Here is a 24,768-nt window from a genome sequence, read left to right on the forward strand (position 1 = left end):
GTGCAGCGATGAGCGCGCGGCTCGCCGACCTCTTCCCCGAGGCTGCTGGCCCCGCCGCGGACCTGACCGTCTCGGACCTCACGGCCGACAGCCGGCAGGTCGCGACCGGCACGGTGTTCGTCGCCGTTCCCGGCACGAAGGCCGACGGCCGACGTTTCGCCGCGCAGGCCGCGCAGCGCGGCGCCGCCGCTGTCGCCGGGGAGGGGACCCGTCCCGCCGACCTGCCCGACGCGGTCGCCTGGATCCCGGTCGCCGACGCGCGCCGGTCGCTCGCCCTCGCGGCGGCCCGCCTCGCGGGCCCGCAGCCCGAGACCGTGGTGGCGGTCACCGGCACCGCCGGGAAGAGCTCGGTGGCCGACTTCGTCCGCCAGATCCTGGCGCGCCTCGGCCGCGACTCCGCGAGCCTCGGCACCGTCGGCATCGTCACCAATCGCGGCGCGCAGTACGGCTCCCTCACGACCCCGGACCCCGTGACGCTGCATCGGACGCTGGCGCAACTCGCAGCGGACGGCGTCACCGACCTCGCCATGGAGGCGTCCTCCCACGGGATCGAGCAGCGCCGGCTCGACGGCGTGCGCCTCGACGCGGCGGGCTTCACCAATCTCGGCCGGGACCATCTCGACTATCACGCGAGCCTCGAGGAGTACCTCGCGGCCAAGCTGCGGCTGTTCACCGACCTGCTGCCGCCGGGCCGCCCGGCCATCGTCAATGCCGACGGCGCCTACGCCGAGCGCGTCATCGCCGCCGCCGAGGCCGCCGGCCGGCCGGTCCGCACGGTCGGGCGGGGCGGCCGGGACCTGCGGGTCGAGGCGGTCCGCACGGAGGGGTTCGCGCAGGTCGCCCGGATCCTGTTCGCGGGCCGGACCCGGGAGCTGCGCCTGCCGCTCGTCGGCGAGTTCCAGGTCGAGAATGCCCTGGTGGCGGCCGGCCTCGCACTGGCTACCCCGGCGGGGGCGGCCGATCCCGACGGCGTCCTGGCGGCCCTCGACCATCTCACCGGCGTCCCCGGCCGCATGGAGCGGATCGGCGAGGCACGGGGCGGCCTCTGCCTCGTCGACTACGCCCACAAGCCCGAGGCCCTGGAGAGCGTGCTCGCCGCGCTCCGCCCCTTCGCTTCGGGCCGGCTGATCGTGGTGTTCGGCTGCGGCGGCGACCGCGACCGGGGCAAGCGGCCGCTGATGGGCGCCATCGCGCAGCGGCTCGCCGACGTCGTCATCGTCACGGACGACAACCCGCGCACCGAGGACGCGGCCGCCATCCGCCGGGCCATCCTGGACGCGGCGCCGGGCGCCGAGGAGATCGGCGACCGGTCGGAGGCGATTCACAGCGCCGTCGACCGGCTCGGGCCGGGCGACGTGCTGGTCGTGGCCGGCAAGGGTCATGAAACCGGCCAGATCGTGGGAGATCGCACGCTGCCGTTCTCGGACCACGCGGTCCTGCGCGCCGCGATCGCCGCGGCGGCCTGAGGACGACGGGGGACCGACGATGACCGCACTCTGGACGCGGGAGGAGCTGGAATCCGCGACGGGCGGCCGGTTGGCCGGCGCCGGGCGCGCGATCGGCGGCGCCTCGATCGACACCCGCACGCTCCAGCCCGGCGACCTGTTCTTCGCGATCCGCGGCGACACCCGCGACGGCCACGACTTCGTTCCCGACGCCCTGGGGCGCGGCGCCGGCGCCGCCGTGGTGAGCGCCGCGCGCGCCGAGGCGCTCGCGGTCCACGGCCCCGTCCTGGCGGTGCCCGAGGGGGGCGCCGACCCGGTTCTCACCGCAATGGTGCGCCTCGGTGCCGCCGCCCGGGACCGGACGCGCGCGCAGGTCGTGGCGGTCACGGGCTCGGTCGGCAAAACCGGGACCAAGGAGGCCCTGCGCCACGTCCTGTCCGAGCAGGGCGAGACCCACGCCTCGGCGGCCTCCTACAACAACCACTGGGGCGTGCCCCTGACCCTGACGCGGATGCCGCGCTCCGCGCGCTACGGCGTGTTCGAGATCGGCATGAACCACGGCGCCGAGATCGTGCCGCTGACCGCGCAGGTCCGGCCGGACATCGCGCTGATCACCACGATCGCGCCCGCCCATATCGAGCATTTCGCCTCGCTGGCCGCGATCGCGGACGCGAAGGGCGAGATCTTCTCCGGGCTCCAGCCCGGCGGCGTCGCCATCCTGAACCGCGACGCCCCGCATTTCGACCGCCTGGCCGCCCACGCCCAGGCCTCCCGGGCGGGCCGGGTGGTGACCTTCGGCGAGCACGCGGATGCCGACGTCCGCGCCCTGAGAATCGTGCTGCGGCCCGACCTGTCGGTGATCGACGCGGTGGTGATGGGCCAGCCCGTCACTTACAAGCTCGGCACCGCCGGCCGGCACGCGGCGCTGAACTCGCTGGGCGTCATGGCGGTGGTCCACAGCCTCGGGGCCGACCTCGCCCGCGCGGCCCTGTCGCTGGGCGGCCTGACGCCGCCGGCGGGACGCGGCGAGCGCACCGCCCTCGAGATCGGCGGCGGCACCGCCTACCTCGTGGACGAGAGCTACAACGCCAATCCCGTCGCCGTCCGCGCGGCGCTGGCGACCCTGGCGGGGATCGAGACCGGGCCCCGCGGCCGCCGGATCGCGGTGCTGGGCGACATGCTCGAGCTCGGCGCCGCCGCGCCCGACCTGCATCGCGGCCTGGCGGAGGCGATCGAGGCGGCCCGGGTCGACCTCGTCTTCACGGCCGGTCCGCTGATGCGCCACCTGTTCGAGGCCCTGCCGGTGAGCCGCCGCGGCGCGGTGGCCGACACCGCGGCCGACCTGCTCGAGCCGCTCGCCCGGACCCTGCGGTCCGGCGACGCCGTCATGGTGAAGGGATCGAACGGCAGCCGCATGGGCCGGATTGTCGAGGCGCTGAAAGCCCGCTACGCGGTCGATCCGACCCGGCGGACCCAGGCCGTCCCGTGACCGGCACGCCTGCGCGTGCGGCGCCGTCCCCCGAAACCTGAGCCTGAACAAGGGGGCCGAGCGCCCGGATGCTGTACCTTCTCTCGGACCTGAGCAGCAGCTTCACGCCGCTCAACGTGTTCCGCTACATCACCTTCCGCACCGGCGGCGCGCTGTTCACGGCGGGCCTGTTCGTGTTCTGGTTCGGGCCCTGGATCATCTCGCTGCTGCGGATCCGCCAGGGCAAGGGCCAGCCGATCCGCGAGGACGGGCCGCAGACCCATCTGCTGACCAAGCGCGGCACGCCGACCATGGGCGGCCTGATGATCCTGGCCGGCGCCGTCGTGGCGATCCTGCTCTGGGCCAACCCGCGCAACCACTACGTCTGGGTGACGCTGACCGTCACCCTCGGCTTCGGCGCGATCGGCTTCTACGACGACTACCTCAAGGTCACGAAGCAGTCGCACAAGGGCTTCTCGGGCAAGTTCCGCCTCGCCCTCGAGGCGGTGATCGCCATGGCGGCCTGCGTGACCATCGCGGTCTACTCGCCCGCCGCGCTGCAGAACCAGCTCGCCTTCCCGGTGTTCAAGGACGCGCTGCTGAACCTCGGCTGGTTCTACCCGCTGTTCGGCGCCTTCGTGATCGTCGGGGCGGGCAATTCCGTGAACATGACCGACGGCCTCGACGGCCTCGCGATCGTGCCGGTGATGATCGCCTGCGGCACGTTCGGCTTCATCGCGTACCTCGTCGGCAACTCGTTCACCGCCAGCTACCTGCAGGTGAACTACGTCCGCGACACGGGCGAGCTCGCCGTCGTCTGCGGCGCGGTCATCGGCGCCGGACTCGGCTTCCTCTGGTTCAACGCGCCGCCGGCCCAGATCTTCATGGGCGATACCGGCTCCCTGGCGCTGGGCGGCCTGCTGGGCTCCATCGCGGTGGCGACGAAGCACGAGATCGTCCTGGCGATCGTCGGCGGCCTGTTCGTGCTGGAGATGATGTCGGTGATCATCCAGGTCGCGTCGTTCAAGCTCACGGGCAAGCGCGTGTTCCGCATGGCGCCGATCCACCACCATTTCGAGCAGAAGGGCTGGAAGGAGCCGCAGGTCGTGATCCGCTTCTGGATCATCGCGGTGATCCTGGCGATGGCCGGCCTGGCGACGCTGAAGCTGCGCTGAGAAATCGTGCTAGAGGGGCGGCCTGAGAGGTCGATCCGATCCTCGCCCTCGTCCTGAGGCGCGGCCGCGGAAGGGAGCCTCGAAGGAGGCTCCCGGCCGGCCGCGCGATCCCGGGAGCCAGCCTTCGGGGTCGCCGAGGCGGGGCGCCCGGGACGAGGGTCCGGTTCGGGTCGGCCGGGTCCGGCCGCCGCATCCAGAGTTCCGCATGACACCCGTCACCGTCTTCCAGGACAAGACCGTCGCCCTGTTCGGGCTCGGCGGCTCGGGGCTCGCCACGGCGCTGGCGCTGAAGGCGGGTGGCGCGGCCGTGCAGGCCTGGGACGACAATGCCGACAGCCTCGCCCGCGCGCGGGAGGCCGGCATCGAGACGCGGGACCTGCGCGCGGCCGACTGGTCCGCGTTCGCCGCCTTCGTGCTGAGCCCGGGCGTGCCGCTGACCCATCCCGAGCCGCACTGGAGCGTCCGGCTCGCCCGGGATGCCGGCGTCGAGATCATCGGCGACATCGAGCTGTTCTGCCGGGAGCGGCGGGCGCAGGCGCCGGGGGCGCCGTTCGTGGCGATCACCGGGACCAACGGCAAATCGACCACCACGGCGCTGATCGCCCACGTGCTCGCGCAGGGGGGCCGCGACGTGCAGATGGGCGGCAACATCGGCACCGCGATCCTGTCGCTGGAGCCGCCGGCCGCCGACCGCGTCCACGTGATCGAGATGTCGTCGTTCCAGATCGACCTGACGCCGAGCCTCGACCCGAGCGTCGGCGTGCTGATGAACATCACGCCGGACCATCTCGACCGGCACGGCACGATGGAGCAGTACGCGGCCATCAAGGAGCGTCTGATCCAGGGCGCCGGCCTCGCGGTGGTCGGCGTCGACGACGCCCCGAGCCGCGCCATCGCGGACCGCCGCGGCGCCGACCTCGTGCGTGTCCACGTGCCCCACGGCGACGTGCTGTGCGCCGACGCGCTGACGGTGCGCGACGGGATCGTCCGGGAGCCGGACGGGACGGCCCTCGCCGACGTCAACGGGATCGGCTCGCTCCGGGGGGCGCATAACTGGCAGAACGCCGCGGTGGCGGTGGCCGTCGCGCGGGCCCTCGACCTGTCGCCGGAGCAGATCCAGGCCGGCCTGACCTCGTTCCCGGGCCTGCCGCACCGGATGGAGGAGGTCGGGCGGCGCGGCCACGTGCTGTTCGTCAACGATTCCAAGGCGACGAACGCGGATTCCACCGAGAAGGCCCTCACCGCCTTCCGGGACATCCACTGGATCCTCGGCGGCAAGGCCAAGGAGGGCGGGATCTTCCCGCTGGTGCCGTATTTCGAGCGGGTCGCGCACGCCTACCTGATCGGCGCGGCGTCGGACGCCTTCGCGGCGACCCTGGAGGGCGCCGTGCCCTACACGCGCTGCGAGACCCTCGAGAACGCCGTCCCGAAGGCCGCCGAGAACGCCGCCGCCTCGGGCGCACCGGAGCCGGTGGTGCTCCTGTCGCCGGCCTGCGCGTCCTACGACCAGTTCCGGAACTTCGAGATCCGCGGCAACCGCTTCCGCGAGCTGGTTCAGGCGCTGCCCTGAGGCAGCGCCACTTCAGCGCGCCAGAACCTCAGCGCGCCAGAACCTCAGCGCGCCAGAACCTTGGCGGCGTCGCGGGTGGTGTCGACCGCATGCGAGACGTTGGCCACCGACTGGACGATCGCCCCGATGTTGCCTGTGATCTCCGTGACGGCCCCCGCGGCGCTCTGCATGCTCTCGGCCAGATCCCGGGTCACGGCACTCTGCTCCTCGATGGCGGCCGCGGTGGCCACCACGGTCTCGCGCATCACCGAGACCGAGGACCCGATCGAGCTGAGAGCCTGCACGACCTCCTGCGAGACGCGCTGCACGCTGGCGATCTCGCCGTTGATCTGACCGGTGGCGCGCGCCGCCTGGTCGGCCAGCGCCTTAACCTCGGAGGCGACGACCGCGAAGCCGCGGCCCGCCGCGCCCGCGCGGGCGGCCTCGATGGTGGCGTTCAGCGCCAGCAAGTTGATCTGGCCGGCGATGTCCTGGATCAGGCCGACGATGCCGGTCATGGCGGTGGCGGTCTCGGCCAGCCGCTTGGTGTGGCCGTCCGCGTCCTGAACGCAGGCATAGGCGGTGTCGGTGGCGCTCTGGGAGCGCACGATGCTCTGGGACATCTCCGCCACCGAGGCCGCCAGCTCCTCGGCGGCGGCCGCCACGGTCTGGACGTTCCCGGAGGTCGAGTCCGCCGCCGACGAGGCCAGCGAGGCCGCCGTGGTCGAGTGCGTCACCGCCTGCTCGATCTCGCCGAAGTTCTGATCGATCAGGGTCCGCAGGTTGGCGAACAGCCGGACCTGGTCGCTGATGTCGGTGGCGAATTTCACCACCTTGTAGGGCCGGCCGGCGGCGTCGAGGATCGGGTTGTAGGAGGCCTGGATCCAGACTTCGCGCCCGTCCTTGCCGATCCGCCGGAACTGGGCCGCCTGATAGGTGCCGTTCCGCAGGGCCGCCCAGAAGGCCCGGTAGGCCTCGCTCTCCCGGTAGGCGGGCTCCACGAACAGGCTGTGATGCTGCCCGAGCACCTCGGCGCGGCTGTAGCCCATCGCGGCGAGGAAATTGTCGTTCACCGCGATCACCGTGCCGTCGAGGTCGAAGGCGATGACCGCCTGCACCTTATCGATCGCGGCGATCTGCCCGGCGCGGTCGGCCTCCTCGGTGCGCTGCTGCGTGATGTCGGTGGCGAACTTCACCACCTTGTAGGGCCGGCCGCGGACGTCGAGCATCGGGTTGTAGGAGGCCTGGATCCAGATCGACCGGCCGCCCCGGCCGACCCGCTGGAACTGGCCCGACTCGAAGGTGCCGGAGCGCAGGCGTTCCCAGAAGGCCCGGTAGTCCGGCGCGTCCCGCTGGGCCGGCTCCATGAACATGCTGTGGTGCTGGCCGACGATCTCCGGCAGCGTGTACCCGACGACGTCGAGGAAATTCCGGTTCGCCGACAGGATCCGCCCCGCCAGGTCGAACTCGATCACGCCCTGAACCCGGTCGAGGGCCGCGAGCTTGGCATGCGCTTCACGGACGTTCAGGGCAGAGAACATGGCGCGTCGGCTTCCGCTGGGCGGATCGGGCGCGGCGCACCGCGACCCGCCGGGTCGATACATCCGAAAGTTGCAATGGGAAGATTAACATAGAGTGTCTTTTTACTAGTATTGCGCCGTCCTAATACAGCATCTCAGGGGCCGCCGGCTGCGTGGCCGGCGCGTTCTGACGTGCCCCGACGCGCCCCGACGCGCCCCGACCTGTCGGTCATAAGGCTCCGTTTACCATTCCTGCCGAGGATCCCGGCCGACCCGCGCGGATCGGCATCCGCGCGGCCTGGAGTCGTTGCCCGGCATGATGTCACGCGCGGAACGCACCCCCCTGACGGACTGGTGGTGGACGGTGGACCGCGGCCTGCTCGCGGCGCTGTTCGCGCTGATGGTCGCGGGCCTCGTCTTCCTGATGGGCGGCGGCCCGCCCGTGGCCGAGCGGATCGGCCTGCCGACCTTCTACTTCCTCAACCGGCAGGCGATGTACCTCGCGCCGACCATCCTGCTGATCTGCGCGGTCTCGTTCCTGTCGCTGCGCGGCATCCGGCGGCTCGCGCTCGTCACCTGGATCCTTGGCGTCATCCTGTGCCTGCTCGCCGGCAAGTTCGGGCCCGAGATCAAGGGCGCGCATCGCTGGATCCAGTTCGGCTCCTTCGGCCTGCAGCCCTCGGAGTTCGTGAAGCCGGCCTTCGTGGTCGTCGCCGCCTGGGCCTTCTCGGAGGGCGCCCAGCGCCGCGACATGCCGGGCGGCATCCTGGCGCTGCTGCTCCTGCCGATCACCATCGTGCCGCTGCTGCTCCAGCCCGATTTCGGCCAGACCATGCTGATTACCATGGTGTGGTGCGCGCTGTTCTTCGTGGCCGGCCTCCACCTGATCTGGGTGGCCGTCCTCGGCGTGCTGGGCCTCGGAGGTGTGTTCGCTGCCTACCTGTTCTTCCACCACGTGCGCGAGCGCTTCAACAAGTTCCTCGACCGGGATTCCGGCGGCGGCTTCCAGGATTTCTGGTCGCGCGAATCGTTCCGCTCGGGCGGCTGGTTCGGCACCGGGCCGGGGGAGGGCGTGGCCAAGCGCCACCTGCCGGACGCGCATACCGACTTCATCTTCTCGGTCACCGGCGAGGAGTTCGGCGTGATCGTCTGCCTCTGCCTCGTGGCGCTGTTCGCCTTCATCGTCCTGCGCGGCCTCAAGCTGGCGCGGCGCACCGACGACACCTTCTCGCGGCTGGCGATCACCGGCCTGACCACACTGTTCGGCCTGCAAGCCTGCATCAACATGGCGGTAAACACCCAGCTGATGCCCGCCAAGGGCATGACGCTGCCGTTCGTCTCCTACGGCGGCTCCTCGCTGATCTCGCTGGCGCTCGGCACCGGCTTCCTCGTCGCCCTGACCCGCAAGCGCCCCCGCACCGTCATGCTCAGCCAGAAGCCCCCCGGCACCGCGCCCGCCACCGTTGCCGGGGTGATGCGGTGACCGTCTTCACCCCCACGATCCTGCTCTGCGCGGGCGGAACCGGCGGCCACCTGTTCCCGGCCGAGAGCCTCGCCCACGCCCTGCGGGCACGCGGCATCCGCGTGGCGCTCGCCACCGACGCCCGGGTCGATTCCATCGCGTCCGAGTTCCCGGCCTCGGAGGTCGTCACCATCGCGTCGGCGACGCCGTCCGGCCGCTCGCCGCTGAAGCGGGCCGGCGCCGTGCTGACCCTCGGCCGGGGCTTCGGCGTCGCCGCGAAGGAGATCCGCCGGATCAACCCGGCCGCCGTCGTGGGCTTCGGCGGCTACCCGACCGTCCCACCGGTGCTCGCCGGCCAGATCCTGCGCGTGCCGACGATCCTGCACGAACAGAACGCCGTGATGGGCCGGGCCAACGCCTTCCTGGCGCGGGGCGCCCGAACCATCGCCACCGGCTTCAAGGTCGTGCGCGGCGTGCCCGACAAGGCCAAGGCCCTGCGGATCCACACCGGCAATCCGCTCCGCCCGGCGGTGATCGAGGCGGCCAAGGTCCCGTATCCCGCTTTCGGCGAGGGCGACGCCCTGCGGCTCCTGGTCTTCGGCGGCAGCCAGGGCGCCCGGGTCATGGGCGAGGTCGTGCCGGAGGCGATCGCCCGCCTGCCCGACGCGCTGCGCGCCCGCCTGCACCTCGTCCAGCAGGTCCGCCCCGAGGACCTGACGGCCGTTCAGAACCGCTACCTCGCCATGGGGCTCGCCGGGATCGAGGCGGCGCCGTTCTTCAAGGACCTGCCCGCCCGCATGGCCGCGAGCCACCTCGTGGTCTCGCGCTCGGGCGCCTCGACGGTCTCCGAGCTCGCGGCGATCGGCCGCCCGTCGATCCTCGTGCCGCTGCCGGGCTCCCTCGACCAGGACCAGGCCGCCAACGCCGCGACCCTCGACGCCATCGGCGCGGCGCTGGCGGTGAAGCAGCCGGATTTCACGCCCGAACGGCTCGCCGCGGAGCTGACCGCCTGCTTCGAGACGCCGGCAAAATTGACCGCGGCGGCCGATGCGGCCAGAAGCGCGGGCATCCACGACGCCGCCGAGCGGCTGGCCGAGGTCGTCGTCGAGACGGCCGCCCGCACCTGATTTCTTGAGGGATTCCGCACCGGCGGTCCCGCCACCAGACGGTTCGACCCATGAAGCTGCCCGACAAGCTCGGCCCCATCCACTTCATCGGCATCGGCGGCATCGGCATGTCCGGCATCGCCGAAGTGATGCACAACCTCGGCTACACGGTGCAGGGCTCGGACGCCTCCGACAACGCCAATGTCCGCCGTCTCGCCGAGAAGGGCATGCGCACCTTCGTGGGCCACGATGCCAAGAACGTCGAGGAGGCCGCCCTCGTCGTCGTCTCGACCGCGATCCGGCGCGACAACCCCGAGTTGCAGGCCGCCCGCGAGCGACGCCTGCCCGTGGTGCGACGGGCCGAGATGCTGGCGGAGCTGATGCGCTTCAAGTCCTGCGTGGCGATCGCCGGCACGCACGGCAAGACCACGACCACGTCGCTCGTCGCCACGCTGCTCGACGCCGGCAACCTCGACCCGACCGTGATCAACGGCGGCATCATCAACGCCTACGGCACCAACGCCCGCATGGGGGCGGGCGAGTGGATGGTGGTGGAGGCCGACGAGTCCGACGGCACCTTCCTGAAGCTGCCGGCCGACGTCGCGATCGTCACCAACATCGATCCCGAGCATCTCGACCATTTCGGCTCGTTCGACGCGATCAAGGACGCGTTCCGGCGCTTCATCGACAACATCCCGTTCTACGGCTTCGCGGTGATGTGCATCGACCACCCGGTGGTCCAGGATCTCGTCGGCCATATCGAGGACCGGCGGATCATCACCTACGGCGAGAACCCGCAGGCCGACGTGCGCCTGATCGACGTGGACCTGCGCGGCGGCCAGAGCCGCTTCCGGGTGATGATCCGCGACCGTCGGCCCGGCTACCGGATGGAGATGGAGGATCTCGTCCTCCCGATGCCCGGCAAGCACAACGCCCTCAACGCCACCGCGGCGCTCGCCGTCGCGCACGAGCTCGGCGTGAAGCCGGACGCGATCCGCCAGGCGCTCGCGGGCTTCGGCGGCGTGAAGCGGCGCTTCACCCGCACCGGCGAGTGGAACGGCGCGACGATCTTCGACGATTACGGGCACCATCCGGTGGAGATCAAGGCGGTGCTCAAGGCCGCCCGCGCCTCGACCGAGCACGGCGTCGTCGCGGTCGTGCAGCCGCACCGCTACACCCGGCTGCAGTCGCTGTTCGACGATTTCTGCACCTGCTTCAACGATGCCGACACGGTCATCGTCGCGCCGGTCTACGCGGCCGGCGAGCAACCGATCGAGGGCTTCGACCGCGACAGCCTCGTGGCCGGCCTGCGCTCCCGCGGTCACCGCGACGCCCGGGCCCTGGAGCGGCCGGAGGAACTCGCGGGTATCATCGCGGACCTCGCCAAGCCCGGCGACTACGTGGTGTGCCTCGGCGCCGGCACGATCACCCAGTGGGCCTACGCCCTGCCGGACGAACTCGCCGCGCGGGGAAGGTAGGCGCGGTGCGCGCGCCCGCCCCGGGAGGCCTCTCGGGTTGGCGGCACCCTCGACCGCCCACACCGGGCTGCGCTCCGAGGATGAACCCGGCGGTGACTCTCCGGACCCCGGCCTCGCAGCGTCCGCTGCCACCCCGATGCGACGACACCAGGATCGCCGCATCCCTCTCCCCGCGGGCGGGGCGAGGGGAGACACACAGATGACCGCCTCTCTGCACGATCGCATCCGGGCCGCCGCGCCCGACCTCCGCGGGCGCCTGCTCGCCGACCAGCCGCTCGCCGACCTCACTTGGTTCCGGGTCGGCGGACCGGCCGAGGTGCTGTTCACCCCGGCCGACGAGGAGGATCTCGCCCGCCTCCTCGCCGCTCTCGATCCGGACGTGCCGGTCACGGTGATCGGGCTCGGCTCGAACCTGATCGTGCGGGACGGCGGCGTGCCGGGCGTGGTCGTGCGCCTCGGCGGCAAGGCCTTCGGCAGCATCGCGGTCGACGGCGACGCGCTGACCGTCGGCACCGCGGTCCCGGACATGCGCCTCGCCAAGGCGGCCGCCGAGGCCGGGCTCGACGGGCTCGCCTTCTACCGGGGCATCCCCGGCTCGATCGGCGGGGCGCTGCGCATGAACGCGGGTGCGCATGGTGGCGAGACCACCGACGTGCTGGTCGAGGCCCGCGGCATCGACCGCGGGGGCGCGCTGCGCACCTTCAGCCACGCCGACATGGGCTTCTCCTACCGGCACTCAGACGCCCCGGAGGACGTGATCTTCACGCGCGCCGTCTTCCGCGGGCGGCCCGGCGACCGGGTCGCCATCGAGGCCGAGATGGAGCGGGTCACCGCCGCCCGCGAGGCCGCGCAGCCGATCCGCGAGCGGACCGGCGGCTCGACCTTCGCCAACCCGGACGGCGGCAAGGCGTGGCAGCTCGTCGACGCCGCCGGCTGCCGCGGATTGAGGCGGGGCGGCGCCCAGGTCAGCGAGATGCACTGCAACTTCCTGATCAATACCGGTACTGCGAGCGCGGCCGATATCGAGGGGCTCGGCGAGGAGGTCCGCCGCCGCGTCCGGGAGACCAGCGGGGTCGCATTGCGCTGGGAGATCCGGCGCATCGGCCAGCCCGCCGGCACGACGTGAGAGCGGTGTTCCGGACGGACCGGTGCGCTCAGATCCTGATTGAAGCCGACCTATTCGAGGTGCCCTGATGTCCAAGCACGTCGCCGTCCTGCTGGGCGGCACCTCCGCCGAGCGCGAGGTCTCCCTCAGTTCCGGCAAGGCCTGCGCCGACGCGCTCGAAGGGGAGGGCTACCGGGTCACCCGGGTCGATGTCGGCCCTGACATCGCCGCGGTGCTGACGGCGCTCCGGCCGGACGTGGCCTTCAACGCGCTCCACGGGCCGGACGGCGAGGACGGCACCATCCAGGGCCTGCTGGAGATCCTCAAGATCCCCTACACCCATTCCGGCGTCCTCGCGTCGGCGCTCGCCATGAACAAGGAGCGGGCCAAGACCGTCATGCGCGCCGCCGGCGTCGACGTGCCCGAGGGCCGGATCGTTAACCGTCGTGAGGCCGCCAGGACACACCCCCTGCCGCCACCCTACGTCGTGAAACCGATCGCGGAAGGCTCATCGGTGGGTGTGATCATCGTGCGCGACGGCCGCTCGCACCCGCCCCAGATCCTCGCCTCCGAGGAGTGGACGTTCGGCGAGCAAGTCCTTGCAGAACCTTACATTGCTGGCCGCGAACTCACCTGCGGCGTGATGGGCGACAAGGCCCTCGGGGTGATCGAGGTGAAGGCCGCCACGGGCGATTGGTACGATTACGACGCCAAGTACGCCCCGGGGGGCTCGGTGCACGTGCTCCCGGCCGAACTTAAACCAAATGTTTACCAGCGTGTCCAAGAACTGTCGTTAACGGCGCATCAAGCACTGGGCTGTCGGGGCGTCAGCCGTGCCGACCTTCGCTACGACGACACACCGGGTGGAACCGGTCTGCTCGTGGTGCTGGAGGTCAACACGCAACCCGGCATGACCCAGACGAGCCTTGTGCCGGAGATGGCGGCCCATGCGGGCCTGAGTTTCGGTGAGCTCGTCCGATGGATGGTGGAGGACGCTTCCCTGAATCGCTGAGCGGCGACGCCGCCGGCCGGAGCGGTCCCGCGCGCCTCGCCGGCGCGATCCTGGGCCGGCTCACCGGCCGCGGCACGTCCCGGTCGCTCTCGGTTCGTCGGGCCCGCCCGAGTCAGCGCCTGAGCGAGCGCCTGCCCCACGGCGCCGGGATCGTGGCGGTCTCCGTCTCCGCCGCCGCCGTGGCGCTCGCCGGTTTCGTGGCGAGCGGCCGCTACGACGCGTTCGTGGCCGAGCAGGGCCGCCCCCTCGACATCGCCGCGCGCGTCGCCGGCTTCGGCGTCGAGCGCGTCACCATCTCGGGCATCTCCCGCATGTACGAGCGCGAGGTCCTGGCGGCCGCCGGGATCGACTGGCGCTCCTCGGTTCCCTTCCTCGACGTCAACGACGTGCGCGGGCGGCTGCTCCGCGTGCCGCTGATCGCGCAGGCCTCGGTCCGGAAGATCTACCCCAACGAGATCGCCATCACCCAGGTGGAGCGCGAGCCCGCGGCCCTCTGGCAGAAGAACGGCGAGATCAGCGTGATCGCCGCCGACGGCACCGTCATCGACGCCATGCGCGACGACCGCTACGCCAGCCTGCCCCTGGTGGTCGGCGAGGACGCCAACACCAAGCTTCCGGAATACCTCGCCCTCATCGCCGCCGCGGGGCCGCTCGCCGAGCGGATCAAGGCCGGCACCTACGTGTCGGGCCGGCGCTGGACCCTCAAGTTCGACGGCATCGACGTGCGCCTGCCCGAGGTCGATCCGGCCGCGGCGCTCGCCCGCCTCGTCCGGTTCGAGCGCGAGGCCCACCTGCTCGAGAAGGACGTCATCGCGGTGGACCTGCGCATGCCGGACCGCCTGGTGGTGCGCCTGACCGAGGAGGCCGCCGCCGCCCGCGCGGAAGCCCAGAAGGCGAAGAAGAAGGGCGCGGCCAGCTGATGCCCTTCCTGTCGATCTCCGCCCGTCCCGCATCCCGCGCCCGGTAGCGTCAATGCACAGCCAACACGGCCTCACGCCGCGCTTGAAGCCGCTCTCCGCCCGGCGCTCGACCACCCTCTCGGTGCTCGACATCGGCACGAGCAAGGTGGTCTGCCTCATCGCCGAGCTGCAGCCCGCCGAAGCGCTCACGACGCTCCGCGGCCGCACGCACCTCGCGCGCATCATCGGCATCGGCCACCAGCGCTCCCTGGGCCTGAAGGGCGGCGCCATCGTCGATCTCGCCGCGGCCGAGAGCGCGATCCGGCAGGCGGTCCACGCCGCCGAGCGGATGGCCAAGGTCGAGGTCCAGTCGGTCATCGTCAACATGTCGGGCGGCCGGCTCGCCTCGCAGCATTTCCAGGCGCGGGTGAACGTCCGCTCGGGCACCGTCACGGGCAGCGACGTCGAGCGGGTGCTCGAGACCGCCAGCGCCCACGGCGTCAGCCCCGGCCGGGCCGTGCTGCACGCGCTGCCCACCGGCTACGCCCTCGACGGGCAGGGCGCCGTCATCGACCCGTCGGGCATGATCGGCGAGGCGCTCAGCGTCGACCTGCACGTGGTGACCAGCGAGCTCGCGGCCGCCCGCAACGTCATGCTGGCGGTGGAGCACTGCCACCTCGGCGTCGAGGCGGTGATCGCCACGCCCTACGCAGCCGGCCTCTCGGCGCTGGTCGACGACGAGGCCGAGATGGGCGTCTGCGTCGTCGACATGGGCGGCGGCACCACCAGCGTCGGCGTGTTCTCCGGCGGCCACCTCGTTCACGTGGACGCCCTGGCGGTCGGCGGCCACCACGTCACCATGGACATCGCCCGCGGCCTCTCCACCCGCATGGCGGCGGCCGAGCGGCTGAAGACCCTCTACGGCTCGGCCCTCTCCACTCCCTCCGACGACCGCGACATGATCGCCGTGCACGGCGTCGGCGAGGACGAGGGCGAGGCGCCGGCCCACATCCCGCGCTCGCAGCTCGTGCGGATCATCAAGCCGCGCGTCGAGGAGGTGGTCGAGCTGGTGCGGGACCGCCTGCGCGACGCGGGCTTCGCCGCCCAGGCCGGGCGGCGCGTCGTCCTCACCGGCGGCGCCAGCCAGCTCGTCGGTCTGCCCGAGGTCGCCCGCCGCGTCCTCCAGGGTCAGGTGCGGATCGGACGGCCCCTCGGCATCCGGGGCCTGCCGGAAGCCGCCAAGGGTCCGGCCTTCTCGGCGGCGGTCGGCCTGCTCGTCTACCCGCAGGTCGCCCATGCCGAGCATTTCGAGCCGCGGGGGCACGGCGCCTTCGCGGCGACCGGGACCGACAACTACCTGAACCGGGTCGGCCGCTGGCTCCGGGACAGCTTCTAGGTTTCACGCCCGCCCGCTCGCGCGGGGGGATCGAAGGGATCCGGCGCCCAGGCGTCGCACGGACAGCACAGTTAGCGAGAGGCTCGACACCATGGCCATCACCCTCCAGGCGCCGGACATCCGGGAACTGAAGCCCCGCATCACCGTCTTCGGCGTCGGCGGCGCCGGCGGCAACGCCGTCAACAACATGATCGAGTCGGGCCTCCTCGGCTGCGAGTTCGTCGTGGCCAACACCGACGCGCAGGCGCTCACCTCCTCGAAGGCCGAGCGGGTGATCCAGATGGGCCTGGGCGTCACCCAGGGCCTCGGCGCCGGATCGCACCCGGAGGTCGGCTCGGCCGCCGCCGACGAGGTGATCGACGAGATCCGCGACCAGCTCTCCGGCGCCCACATGTGCTTCATCACCGCCGGCATGGGCGGCGGCACCGGCACCGGCGCCGCGCCGGTCATCGCCCGCGCCGCCCGCGACATGGGCATCCTGACGGTCGGGGTCGTGACCAAGCCGTTCCAGTTCGAGGGCATGCGCCGCATGCGGACCGCCGAGTCCGGCATCCAGGAGCTGCAGGCCGCGGTCGACACCCTGATCGTGATCCCGAACCAGAACCTGTTCCGGGTCGCCAACGAGAAGACCACCTTCGCGGACGCCTTCGCGATGGCCGACCAGGTGCTCTACTCGGGCGTCGCCTGCATCACCGACCTGATGGTGAAGGAAGGCCTCATCAACCTCGACTTCGCCGACGTCCGGGCGATCATGCGCGGCATGGGCAAGGCCATGATGGGCACCGGCGAGGCGTCCGGCGAGAAGCGCGCCAACCGCGCCGCCGAGGCCGCCATCGCCAACCCGCTGCTCGACGACGTCTCGATGAAGGGCGCCCGCGGCCTGCTGATCTCGATCACCGGCGGCTCCGACCTGACCCTCTACGAGCTCGACGAGGCCGCCACCCGCATCCGCGAGGAGGTCGACCAGGACGCCAACATCATCCTGGGCGCCACCTTCGACGAGAGCCTCGACGGCATCATCCGCGTGTCGGTGGTCGCCACCGGCATCGAGCCGGCGCTGATCTCGGCGAACTCGCCCAACAACCCGGCCATCGCCGAGACCGAGCAGCGCATCGCCGAGGTTGCCGAGCGCCTGCGCGCCGAGGCCCGCTCGCGCGCCGCCTCGCCGGTGCCGAGCATCCGCACCGAGTCGGTCGCCCCGGCGCCGATGCCCGCCCCAGCCCCCGCGCCGCTCGCGGCCCCCGAGATGCGCCCCGAGTCGCGGATCGAGAGCCGCATCGAGGCCGCTGCGCCGATGACCCGCGACGACGTCGTGCTCGCCCCGGTCCAGGCGCGCGCCGCGGCGCCGTTCGTCCCGGCCCCCGCGCCACAGCGCGTCGAGGCGGCGCCCGCCGTCGAGGCCGGCCCGTTCGTGCCGCCGCGTCCGGCCGCCCCGACGGGCACGCCGCTCGCCCGCGCCCCGCGAATGCCGCAGATCCACGAGCTGCCGCCGATCGCCCAGACGCAGATCATGGCGAACCGCGCTGCCGAGGAGGCCGCCCCGGAATCCAAGCGGACCTCGCTGCTGCGCCGGCTCGCGACGGTGGGCTTCGGCGGCCGCCGCGAGGACATGGACGGCGCCCCGGCGGCCCGGCCGGCCTCGCCCGCCGCCCCGCAGCCGCATATGGCCCAGTCGCACATGGCCCAGTCGCACATGGCGCAGCCCCACATGGCCCAGCCCCACGTGCCGCCGGCCCCGCGCGCTCCGGCCGCCCCCGCGGTCCCGCAGTACCGCCCGGCCCAGGGCAACCTCGACGGTCAGGGACGGGCCGCGCCCCAGCCGCGGATGATGGACGACGATCAGCTCGAGATCCCGGCCTTCCTCCGCCGTCAGGCGAACTGACCGGGCCGCGTCTCCGGCACGGCCCGGGGCTGGCGGGAAACCGCCGGCCCCTTCGCGCTGCAGCAAAGCAACTCATGGTTGTTGCGGTGAGATATAGGGCTCGACGAGGCTGTGCGCCGCGGCTCTCGAGCCGCGGCGCATGGTGCATCCGCGCCACAGAACGGCCGCGGGTTAGTCACGCATTAACCAACCTTTAAGCCTTTGGTGGAGCAGCGCTTTGTGGTTACGAACCGCTAAGCGTGTCTGTAACAGACCGTAAGAATCCGTGATTTGGCTGCCCTGTGCGGCGCAGCTATAGAAACCATGTGATCGAGACGACACGCAGCAGGACACAACCTGATCGCGTGGGCTAGGGCATCAAGCAGCGGACGGATCAGTCAGTTTCTCCTCACCCCCAGTCGGGGTGGCGGAAATGATCGCGCCCGGGGGCTAAGGAATGCGAACGCATAAACAGACGACCCTCAAAGGGCCGGCGACTCTCTCGGGGATCGGAGTTCACTCCGGCAACCCCGCCGAGATCACCATCCGACCCGCTCCGGCCAATCACGGCATCGCCTTCCTCCGCACCGGCACCACCCACGGCAACGACCGCCTGATCAAGGCGCATCACGCCCTCGTCTCCGCCACCGAACTCTGCACCGTCCTGGGTGACGTCGAGACCGGCGCGGTCGCCACCGTCGAGCACCTGATGTCCGCCCTGTACGGGCTGGGCGTCGACAACGCTCTGGTCGAGATCGACGGCCCCGAGATGCCGATCCTCGACGGGTCCGCGCTCCCCTTCGTCCAGGCGATCGACCAGACCGGCATCGCCACCTGCGACACGCCGCGGCGCTGGCTCAAGATCCTCCGCCACGTCCGCATCGAGACCGGGACATCCTTCGCGGAACTGCGCCCGATCGACCGCGGCTTCCGCCTCGACGTCGAGATCGACTTCGAGAGCCCGGTGATCGGCCGTTCCCGCAAGGCGATGGACCTGTCGCCCGCGACCTACCGCCGCGAGATCGCCGGCGCCCGCACCTTCGGGATGATGCGGGACGTGGAGCGCTACTGGAAGGCGGGCTTCGCCCTCGGCGCCTCCCTGGAGAACACCGTGGCGGTCGGCGAGACCGCGGTGGTCAATCCCGAGGGCCTGCGCTTCCAGGACGAGTTCGTCCGCCACAAGATCCTCGACGCCATCGGCGACCTCGCCCTGGCCGGCCTGCCGATCCAGGGGGCCTACCGCTCCTATTGCGGCGGCCACCGGATGAATGTCGGGGTGCTGTCGGCCCTGTTCGCCGACCGTGCGAACTACACCATCGTCGAGGCGCAGGGCTCGCGCCGCGAGACCGTGCTGTCCGAACTCGGCGCCGGCCTGGGCCTCGCCGCCTTCGCGGGCGACCTGTAGCCCCTGTGACCGACGGGCCACAGCCCCCAACCGATCCTGACTGCCGCAGCCTTGCCGCTTTCGTGCCCGAATCGAACGGCACGGTTTAACGGTCCGTGAACGGCGGGCACGGCCCGGGGCGGGCCGGATCCACCCACGCGATGGCATGACGGCGCGCAACGGCGCCGGTTCCGGGAAAGAGCGCCAGATGCCTGTCACCATTCGTCATCGCCGGGCAGCGGCCTTCGCGGCGCCCCTCGTGGCCGTCCTCGGCCTGGGCCTCGGCGGCTGCGACTTCGACCCGACGAGCATCTTCGCCGAGAAGTACAAGCCCGAGGTCGTGCCGGACGTTCCGGCCGACAAGCTGTACAGCGACGGCCTCGCCAAGCTCGAGGACAGCGACTACGAGGGCGCGGTCAAGAAGTTCGACAGCCTGGACAAGCAGTACCAGTACTCCGATTGGTCCCGGAAGGCGCTGCTGATGACGGCCTACGCCAATTACGAGGGCCAGAAGTACGACGACGCGATCAGCGCCTCGAAGCGCTACCTGCAGCGCCATCCGGCCAGCAAGGATGCGGCCTACGCGCAGTACCTGATGGCGATGTCGAACTATAAGCAGATCCCGGACGTCACCCGCGATCAGGAGCGCTCCGAGAAGGCCCTCGTCGCGCTGCAGGAGCTGGTGCAGAAGTACCCGACCTCCGAATACGCCGCGGACGCGAAGGCGAAGATCCAGATCACCCGCGATCAGCTCGCCGGCAAGGAGATGGAGATCGGCCGCTTCTACCTCGAGAAGCGCAATTTCCCGGCGGCGATCAACCGCTTCCGCGACGTGGTCGCCAAGTATCAGACCACCCGGCACGCCGAGGAGGCGCTCGAGCGCCTGACCGAGGCCTACTGGGCGCTCGGCATCACCCAGGAGGCGCAGAACGCCGCCGCGGTGCTCGGCCACAACTTCCCGGAGAGCCCCTGGTACAAGGACGCCCACGCGCTGCTGGCGCAGGGCGGTCTCGAGCCCCGCGAGGAGAAGAGCTCGTTCCTCTCGAAGATCTACCGGACCGTCACGGGCAAGACCGCCTCGGCCCAGTAAGCCGCCGCGCCCGCGCGGGGACCGCCCACGAAACGTCGAGGCCCGGAGCCGCCGCTCCGGGCCTTTCCCATTGCGGCGCCCGGCGCGTTGCACCGACCGCGCGGTGCGACGCATTTTTGGGGTGAATCCGCGCCGCGGCGGCCTTATGTCTGCGGTCCCATCCTGAGGAATCCCCGTCGCCGCATGCTGGCGCAGCTCGCGATCCGCGACATCGTCCTGATCGACAGGCTCGAACTGAATTTCCGATCGGGACTCAGCGTCCTGACCGGGGAGACGGGCGCGGGCAAATCGATCCTGCTCGACGCCTTCGCCCTGGCGCTCGGCGGCCGCGGCGACGGCCGCCTCGTCCGCCACGGCGAGGCGCAGGGCGCGGTCACGGCCGTGTTCGACCTGCCCCTCGATCATCCGGCGCGCCGGATCGCGGCCGAGGCCGAGATCGACACCGAGGGCGACCTGATCCTGCGCCGGACCCAGATGGCGGACGGCCGGACCCGCGCCTTCGTCAACGACCAGCCGGTGGGCGTTCAGGTCCTGCGGGCGATCGGCGCGGCTCTCGTGGAGATCCACGGTCAGCACGATGACCGGGCGCTGGCCGACCCCGCCTCGCACCGGGCGATCCTCGATGCCTTCGGCGGCCTCCAGACCCAGCTCGCGAAGGTCGCCGCCGCGTCGCGGACCGTGCGGCATGCCCGCACCGAACTCGCCGAGCACCGCGCCCGCGTGGAGGCGGCCCGCAAGGAATCCGACTTCCTGCGCCACGCCGTGGAGGAGCTCGCCGCACTGGCGCCGCTCGCCGGTGAGGAGGCCCAGCTCGCCGAGCGCCGCACGATCATGCAGCAATCCGAGAAGGTCGCGCGCGAGCTCAACGAGGCGCTCGAGGCCGTCGGCGGCCCCCATTCCGGCGTGCCGCACCTCTCGGCCGCCCTGCGCAAGCTGGAGCGACGCGCGGCGCAGCTACCGGCCCTGGTGGACCCGTGCGTGAACGTCCTCGACGCCGCGATGGTCGCCCTCGACGAAGCCCGCGCGGTCCTCGAGGCGGCGGTGGCCGAGACGGAGTTCGATCCCCGCGACCTGGAGCGCGTCGAGGAGCGGCTCTTCGCCCTGCGCGCCGCGTCCCGCAAGTACGACGTCCCGGCCGACGACCTCGCCGCCCTGGCGGAGCGCTACGCCGGCGACGTGGCGGCGATCGATGCCGGCGAGGCGGCGCTGGCCGGGCTGGAGCAGGCGCTCGCGACGGCGGAGGCCGCCTACGCCGAGGCGGCCGAGAAGCTCAGCGCCGGGCGGCGCCGGGCGGCCAAGCAGCTCGACGCGGCCGTGAAGGCCGAGCTGCCGCCGCTCAAGCTGGAGCGCGCCCGCTTCATCACCGAGATCGCCACGGACCCGGATTCCCGCGACCCGGCCGGCACCGACCGGGTCGAGTTCTGGGCCCAGACCAATCCCGGGACCAAGCCCGGCCCGATGATGAAGGTCGCCTCGGGCGGCGAGCTGTCGCGCTTCATGCTGGCGCTGAAGGTCGTGCTGGCCGACAAGGGCTCGGCCCCGACGCTCATCTTCGACGAGATCGATACCGGCGTGGGCGGCGCGGTGGCGGATGCCATCGGGATGCGGCTCGCCCGGCTGGCGGCGACCGTGCAGGTGGTCGCGGTCACCCACGCGCCCCAGGTCGCCGCGCGGGCGGAGACGCATTTCCTGATCGCCAAGGCCCCCGTGAAAGGGGCCGGCCGCGTCGCCACGCGGGTCGCGAGCCTGCCGGTCGCCGAGCGCCGCGAGGAGATCGCCCGGATGCTGGCGGGCGCCACCGTCACCGACGAGGCCCGGGCGGCGGCCGCGCGACTCCTCCAGGGCGCCGACGCGTGAACCGGCGTCAACCTTAACCGTTGGTTGAAGGTAACAATTCGTTAACTATTCATCGTGAGAATGCTGCCATCCCGGTACCGCGGCAGGGTTGGGCGGTCGAAGGGCGGGAGGAGCCATGAAGCCGTCAGTCGTCGACTCCGATGGGTCTCTGCCCGCGGGACAGCCCCTGAAGCGGGCGGTCGACACCCGCCAGCTCGGTCTCACGCTCCGCACGGTCTACGAGGGCAGCGTCGACACGCAGCCGATCACCGACACGCATGTCGAGCTGCTCCTGCGCCTGCGCCAGAAGGAGCGGGAGCTGCGCCGGGCGGTCTGACCCGGGACGGCGGCCTCACCAGCGGCGCGCCCCCGGCCGGCGACGGTACTCGGCCGCACGAATCAGCGTCAGCACGCGGTCGAGACTCACCAGCAGCTCCGCCTCCTCGACGCGCGCCGCGGAGGCCGCGTCCGGGTCGGGGCTGAATTTCTGCCGGGCCTGCGCCAGCGCGAGCGCCCGCTCCACGGCCTCCCGCTCGGCGTGCAGGGCCAGCCAGGCCGGATCGGATTCCGTCGCCGCATCCACCTCGTCGCCGCCCACGATCCGCGCGTCCTTCTGCTGCCGGCTGCCGCTCCTGGCGGAGAGGAACGCGCGAGAGGCCGGAACCGTGCCGCGCCCGGCCGACGTGCGGTGTCGTCCCCCGTGTCGTCCCCCCGTCATCCCCCGTGTCATCCCGGTGTCATCTACTTGTCGTAACCGCCCGGCCATCGGGCGGCCGGCGCTGGGTCTCTTCGGAAGATCGGCCGCAGGGCTCTGCCGCGGGCACGGGCCCGCCGGCGGGGCAGCGCAGGCTCTAGCCCGACGGCAACGGAGATTCCTTTGAGACCCTTCGCTTACGCGCTCGCCGTCGGCCTCGCGACGGTTCAGCTGGCGTCCGCGGCGCTCGCCGCCGATATCACCGGCGCCGGCGCCACCTTCCCGTTCCCGGTCTACTCGAAGTGGGCCGAGGCCTATCGCAAGGAGACCGGCTCGGGCCTCAACTACCAGTCGATCGGCTCCGGCGGCGGCATCAAGCAGATCCAGGCCAAGACGGTCGATTTCGGCGCCACCGACGCGCCCCTGAAGCCCGAGCAGCTGGCCAAGGACGGCCTCGTCCAGTTCCCGACCGTGATGGGCGGCGTCGTGCCGGTGGTGAACATCCCCGGGATCGAGCCCGGCAAGCTGAAGCTCACCGGCGACGTGCTGGCCGACATCTACGCCGGCAAGATCGCGAAGTGGAGCGATCCGCGCATCGCCAAGCTCAATGACGGGCTGAAGCTGCCCGACGCCAACATCACCCCGGTCTACCGCTCCGACGCGTCGGGCACGACCAACATCTTCACCACCTACCTGTCCCAGGTCTCCGAGCCCTGGAAGAAGGAGTACGGCGCGGCCACGACGATCTCCTGGCCGGTCGGTCAGGGCGGCAAGGGCAACGAGGGCGTGACCGCCACCGTCAAGCAGGTTCCGAACGCCATCGGCTACGTCGAGTCGGCCTACGCCAAGCAGAACAAGCTCTCCTACGCCCTGCTGCAGAACAAGGCCGGCCAGTACCCGCAGCCCGACGACAAGGCGTTCCAGGCCGCGGCGGCGAGCGCCGACTGGAAGGCGACCCCGGGCTTCGGCATCTCGCTGACCAACCAGCCGGGCGAGGCGGCGTGGCCGATCACGGCGGCGACCTTCATCCTGGTCCACAAGGACGCCGCCGACCCGGCCAAGTCCGCCGCCGTGCTCAAGTTCTTCGACTGGGCCTACAAGAACGGCGACACGCTCGCCACCGACCTCGACTACGTCCCGCTGCCGGACAACGTCGTCGAACTGATCCACCAGGAGTGGAAGGACGTGAAGGGCAAGGACGGCAAGCCTGTCCTCAACATGTGAGCGTGACGGGGAGGGGGTGAGAACCTCCTCCCTCGCTTCCGGGAACGCACCGCGCTACCACGCCCCCCTTCGCAGAGAACCGCGGATGCCCGCTTTGACCGAATCGATCGCCCTCGGCCGAACCCGTTCCGCGACCGCGCGGAAGGCGCCGAGCCGGAGCCTCGACACGCTGTTCCGGACCTGCTCGTACGGCGCGGCCCTGCTGGTGCTGCTCGTGCTCGCCGGCATCCTCGGCTCGATCCTGTACGGCGGCTGGCCCGCCTTCCGCGAGTTCGGCTTCGGCTTCCTGACCTCCAGCGCCTGGAACGTCGGGACCGAGCAGTACGGCGCCCTGGTCGCGGTGATCGGGACCGTCGCCTCCGCCTTCCTGGCCCTGCTGATCGGCGTGCCCGTCTCGCTGGGCATCGCGGTCTACCTCACCCAGCTCTGCCCGGGCTGGGCCCGCAAGCCGGTCGCCATGACGATCGAGCTGCTCGCGGCCGTGCCGAGCATCATCTACGGCATGTGGGGCCTGTTCGTGTTCGCGCCGCTCCTGGCGCGCTACGTCCAGATCCCGGTCTCGAACCTCGTGGAGGGCATGCCGATCGTCGGCACGCTGTTCTACGCCCGGGTGCCGTCGGGCGTCGGCGTCTTCACCGCCGGGATCATCCTGGCGATCATGATCGTGCCGTTCATCGCCTCGATCGCCCGGGACATGCTCGACCAGATCCCGACCGTGCTGCGCGAGAGCGCCTACGGCATCGGCTGCACCACCTGGGAGGTCGTGCGCCACGTGCTGGTGCCGCAGGCGGCCGTCTCGATCATCGGCGCGATCATGCTGGGCCTCGGACGGGCGCTCGGCGAGACGATGGCGGTGACCTTCGTGGTCGGCAACGCCAACCGGCTCTCGGCCTCGATCTTCGACCCCAGCTCGACCATCGCGTCGCGCATCGCCAACGAGTTCAACGAGGCGGACGGCCTCCAGCTGAACGCGCTGATGGCTCTGGGCTGCATCCTGTTCGTGATCACCTTCGTGGTGCTCATCATCGCCCGGCTGCTGACGCGCCGCGTCCAGGCCGCCTGAG

General features: G+C 71.6%; 20 protein-coding genes. 18 read left to right on the plus strand and 2 right to left on the minus strand.

Annotated features, from left to right (window positions below; translation table 11 throughout):
* Window positions 1-8 precede the first annotated feature (8 nt).
* The 4 genes from BMY19_RS17050 (at window position 9) to murD (ending at window position 5,658) form a co-directional block, all read left to right on the plus strand.
* Window positions 9-1,466: a UDP-N-acetylmuramoyl-L-alanyl-D-glutamate--2,6-diaminopimelate ligase gene (locus tag BMY19_RS17050; protein WP_100252389.1), complete on the plus strand. Its 1,458-nt coding sequence runs from the start codon at window positions 9-11 to the stop codon at window positions 1,464-1,466.
* Window positions 1,467-1,485: 19 nt separating this feature from the next.
* Window positions 1,486-2,934, plus strand: a complete 1,449-nt coding sequence (locus BMY19_RS17055) for a UDP-N-acetylmuramoylalanyl-D-glutamyl-2,6-diaminopimelate--D-alanyl-D-alanine ligase (protein ID WP_091927101.1) — start codon at window positions 1,486-1,488, stop codon at window positions 2,932-2,934.
* A gap of 68 nt (window positions 2,935-3,002) precedes the next feature.
* Window positions 3,003-4,088 (plus strand): phospho-N-acetylmuramoyl-pentapeptide-transferase, encoded by a 1,086-nt coding sequence (gene mraY, locus BMY19_RS17060; RefSeq protein WP_012319328.1) that lies wholly within the window; start codon window positions 3,003-3,005, stop codon window positions 4,086-4,088.
* Window positions 4,089-4,293: 205 nt separating this feature from the next.
* Window positions 4,294-5,658: a UDP-N-acetylmuramoyl-L-alanine--D-glutamate ligase gene (gene murD, locus BMY19_RS17065; protein ID WP_100252390.1), complete on the plus strand. Its 1,365-nt coding sequence runs from the start codon at window positions 4,294-4,296 to the stop codon at window positions 5,656-5,658.
* 44 nt (window positions 5,659-5,702) lie between these two features.
* Here the strand turns inward: murD and BMY19_RS17070 are convergent, their stop codons facing one another.
* Window positions 5,703-7,178, minus strand: coding sequence for a methyl-accepting chemotaxis protein (locus BMY19_RS17070; RefSeq protein ID WP_020094125.1), 1,476 nt, complete (start codon window positions 7,176-7,178; stop codon window positions 5,703-5,705).
* Between the two features lie 295 nt (window positions 7,179-7,473).
* Here BMY19_RS17070 and BMY19_RS17075 point away from each other — a divergent pair, with 295 nt between their 5' ends.
* The 12 genes from BMY19_RS17075 to BMY19_RS17130 all read left to right on the plus strand — a co-directional run bounded on the left by BMY19_RS17075 (window position 7,474) and on the right by BMY19_RS17130 (window position 22,123).
* Window positions 7,474-8,640: an FtsW/RodA/SpoVE family cell cycle protein gene (locus BMY19_RS17075; protein ID WP_020094126.1), complete on the plus strand. Its 1,167-nt coding sequence runs from the start codon at window positions 7,474-7,476 to the stop codon at window positions 8,638-8,640.
* On the plus strand, window positions 8,637-9,746 hold the full coding sequence (gene murG / locus BMY19_RS17080) for an undecaprenyldiphospho-muramoylpentapeptide beta-N-acetylglucosaminyltransferase (RefSeq protein ID WP_100252391.1): 1,110 nt from the start codon (window positions 8,637-8,639) through the stop codon (window positions 9,744-9,746). Before BMY19_RS17075 ends, murG begins: the two co-directional genes overlap by 4 nt.
* Window positions 9,747-9,796: 50 nt before the next feature.
* Window positions 9,797-11,203: a UDP-N-acetylmuramate--L-alanine ligase gene (murC, locus tag BMY19_RS17085; RefSeq protein ID WP_100252392.1), complete on the plus strand. Its 1,407-nt coding sequence runs from the start codon at window positions 9,797-9,799 to the stop codon at window positions 11,201-11,203.
* Between the two features lie 199 nt (window positions 11,204-11,402).
* Window positions 11,403-12,329 (plus strand): UDP-N-acetylmuramate dehydrogenase, encoded by a 927-nt coding sequence (murB, locus tag BMY19_RS17090; RefSeq protein ID WP_091681106.1) that lies wholly within the window; start codon window positions 11,403-11,405, stop codon window positions 12,327-12,329.
* 67 nt (window positions 12,330-12,396) lie between these two features.
* Entirely contained in the window at window positions 12,397-13,320 is a 924-nt protein-coding gene (locus BMY19_RS17095; protein ID WP_020094130.1) for a D-alanine--D-alanine ligase, read from the plus strand.
* Window positions 13,287-14,240: a cell division protein FtsQ/DivIB gene (locus BMY19_RS17100; RefSeq protein WP_100252393.1), complete on the plus strand. Its 954-nt coding sequence runs from the start codon at window positions 13,287-13,289 to the stop codon at window positions 14,238-14,240. The genes BMY19_RS17095 and BMY19_RS17100 overlap by 34 nt, the downstream gene beginning before the upstream one ends.
* 52 nt (window positions 14,241-14,292) lie before the next feature.
* Window positions 14,293-15,615: a cell division protein FtsA gene (gene ftsA, locus BMY19_RS17105; protein WP_012319319.1), complete on the plus strand. Its 1,323-nt coding sequence runs from the start codon at window positions 14,293-14,295 to the stop codon at window positions 15,613-15,615.
* Between the two features lie 91 nt (window positions 15,616-15,706).
* Window positions 15,707-17,497, plus strand: a complete 1,791-nt coding sequence (ftsZ, locus tag BMY19_RS17110; RefSeq protein WP_100252394.1) for a cell division protein FtsZ — start codon at window positions 15,707-15,709, stop codon at window positions 17,495-17,497.
* Between the two features lie 436 nt (window positions 17,498-17,933).
* Window positions 17,934-18,881, plus strand: a complete 948-nt coding sequence (lpxC, locus tag BMY19_RS17115; protein ID WP_100252395.1) for a UDP-3-O-acyl-N-acetylglucosamine deacetylase — start codon at window positions 17,934-17,936, stop codon at window positions 18,879-18,881.
* A gap of 187 nt (window positions 18,882-19,068) precedes the next feature.
* Complete coding sequence (locus BMY19_RS17120; RefSeq protein WP_091979221.1) at window positions 19,069-19,950, plus strand: outer membrane protein assembly factor BamD; 882 nt, start codon at window positions 19,069-19,071, stop codon at window positions 19,948-19,950.
* Window positions 19,951-20,133: 183 nt separating this feature from the next.
* A complete protein-coding gene (gene recN / locus BMY19_RS17125) occupies window positions 20,134-21,807 on the plus strand; it encodes a DNA repair protein RecN (RefSeq protein WP_020094135.1) in 1,674 nt (557 codons plus the stop codon).
* Between the two features lie 115 nt (window positions 21,808-21,922).
* The gene (locus BMY19_RS17130) at window positions 21,923-22,123 is read left to right on the plus strand and encodes a hypothetical protein (protein WP_020094136.1); all 201 of its coding nucleotides are present in this window, start codon (window positions 21,923-21,925) and stop codon (window positions 22,121-22,123) included.
* 15 nt (window positions 22,124-22,138) lie between these two features.
* Here the strand turns inward: BMY19_RS17130 and BMY19_RS17135 are convergent, their stop codons facing one another.
* The gene (locus BMY19_RS17135; RefSeq protein WP_020094137.1) at window positions 22,139-22,384 is read right to left on the minus strand and encodes a hypothetical protein; all 246 of its coding nucleotides are present in this window, start codon (window positions 22,382-22,384) and stop codon (window positions 22,139-22,141) included.
* A gap of 279 nt (window positions 22,385-22,663) precedes the next feature.
* Between BMY19_RS17135 and pstS the strand changes: the two genes are divergently transcribed.
* Together pstS and pstC are read left to right on the plus strand one after the other, a co-directional pair.
* Window positions 22,664-23,704, plus strand: coding sequence for a phosphate ABC transporter substrate-binding protein PstS (pstS, locus tag BMY19_RS17140; protein ID WP_020094138.1), 1,041 nt, complete (start codon window positions 22,664-22,666; stop codon window positions 23,702-23,704).
* 85 nt (window positions 23,705-23,789) lie between these two features.
* Window positions 23,790-24,767 (plus strand): phosphate ABC transporter permease subunit PstC, encoded by a 978-nt coding sequence (pstC, locus tag BMY19_RS17145; protein ID WP_026605081.1) that lies wholly within the window; start codon window positions 23,790-23,792, stop codon window positions 24,765-24,767.
* Window position 24,768: the final 1 nt, after the last annotated feature.

This window comes from Methylobacterium sp. UNC300MFChir4.1, from assembly GCF_900110155.1.
Taxonomy (GTDB): Bacteria; Pseudomonadota; Alphaproteobacteria; order Rhizobiales; family Beijerinckiaceae; genus Methylobacterium.